Below are 1,356 nucleotides of genomic sequence, written 5' to 3'. Positions count from 1 at the left end.
AGCCGGGGCAGTACCTGTTCGCACAGCAGGTGCAGGCTCCGCCAGCCCTCGTCCAGCGGCATCCCGCCGCACAGCGGGTGCAGCACCAGGTTCCCCGCCCCGTCGGCGGCCCGGCCGTACGCGACCGCCTCGTCCGGGGCGAGGACCCGGTAGACGCCCTCCTCCCGCAGCTCCGCCACCGAACGCGCGGCCGACCGTACGCACAGCGGCTGGTCAGGCTGGTGTGACGTTCTGTAGCGGGCTGGATGGGGTGTGGCGGGGCTGGGACACGGCCCTTCGGGGTGGATGCACACTGTTGAGAGAGGAGCGCGCAGCGCGACCGGCCGACGGCCCCGCAGGGCCCCAACCCGGATCCGGCACTGGACAGCCTGTCACCCCCTACGAAGCAGCTAGCATGAAGACCTGATACTCAGTCAGGGTCCCGCTCTCCCAACAGGCAGTCGGCCCACTGCCGAGGAGCTGCGTGGCATGCCTCCGCCCTGAGCACCAGGAGAGCCCGGCTGGAAGGGGGTCTGAACTGCCCGCTGACCTGTGGCGGGCAGGGTGTCACTGTCGCATGCGGCGTTCGCCGTTGTGGTGTCGGCCTGTCGGCGCACCAGCGCGCGCACGGCGCGCAGGACCACCGAGACCGCGGCCGCCGTTGCCGACTCCCGGGCCGAGGGTGAGCACGAGGCCGGCGGGCCGGTGCTCTGCGGCGAGCTGGCGACGGCGTGGGCCGGGGCGGCCCGCTGCTCGGTGTGGATCGGCTCGTCCAGGGGGGCCAGGAGCAGGTTGTCCTCGAGCAAGAGGCGGCTGCGTATTCTCCGTGCGTGAGGGGAACCTGGCCGGCTCGCCCGGGGAACTGCCCTCGCGGGTGCGGAGGAGGACTCTTCGATCTCGTCCTTGGTCGGCTGCCCGCACAGCAGGGCAGGACCGTCGCCAGCGCAGGCGTGGACGGGCCGCTGCTGGACGCGGCCGAGGGGGAGCTGCACGGGCGGGGCGGCGACGTCGACGGGGCGCAGGTGCGGAATCGATCCGTGCAGGAGCGCCGACTGCATGGGTGGGGCCGGCCAGCAGGTCGAGGACGTGCGGGCCGTAGCGGGCGGGGCGGGCAGACCGTCGTTGGAAGCCCGCTTGAGCAGTCCGACGGCACTCGCCGCGCTGATGGCGCGGACCGCGGGCGGCGGATCCGCCCCCGGGCAGAGGCAGGGGACCGGCGCCGGGTCCTGGAAGCCAGATCAAGACGCTGGAGGCCCACCTTCTTCACCCGGTCCTGATCTAATGGCGGTGCAAGACGGCGACGGAGGATCGGGGGACGTCTGGTCCTGACCCGGAGCTCGACTCCTACTTCATTGAGGCTGTGCGCAACCGGCCCTC

Annotated in this window: 1 pseudogene; it reads right to left on the bottom strand. The window is 72.6% G+C overall.

Going from position 1 to position 1,356, the window contains the following annotated elements:
• A pseudogene (locus IF89_RS0135370) lies at nt 1-206 on the bottom strand (LLM class flavin-dependent oxidoreductase); the annotation flags it as partial.
• Nucleotides 207-1,356: the final 1,150 nt, after the last annotated feature.

The sequence above is a fragment of the Streptomyces sp. NRRL F-2664 genome (genome assembly GCF_000719345.1).
Lineage (GTDB): Bacteria > Actinomycetota > Actinomycetes > Streptomycetales > Streptomycetaceae > Streptomyces.
Note: the sequence above shows the minus strand (reverse complement) of the source record. Positions and strands in the feature narration are given on the sequence as shown.